Here is a 254-nt window from a genome sequence, read left to right on the forward strand (position 1 = left end):
CGGAGATAGAGAAGCCCGACCCGCGCCAGATCCCGCGCCGACATCTGGATCTTGTAGACCGGATGCATGGACTCCGGCCCGTTCTGAAACCACCCGTCACCCGGCGCACAATCCTGCATGCGCAATGGCTTCACCAGGCGGGACGCAAGCGCCTCCAGCACATTCTCGCCCGTCGCACGCTCGACGATCGTTCCGAGAACGTTGAAATCCCAGTTGTTGTAGAACCAATGCGCTCCAGGCGGATGGCTGCCTCT

At 61.8% G+C, this 254-nt stretch carries 1 protein-coding gene; it reads right to left on the minus strand.

Annotated elements, in window-relative coordinates:
* Positions 1–254: serine hydrolase (locus SB772_RS43340; protein ID WP_410838940.1), on the minus strand; the 254-nt coding region annotated here is incomplete at both ends.

The sequence above is a fragment of the Paraburkholderia sp. SIMBA_030 genome, from assembly GCF_046535245.1.
Taxonomy (GTDB): domain Bacteria; phylum Pseudomonadota; class Gammaproteobacteria; order Burkholderiales; family Burkholderiaceae; genus Paraburkholderia.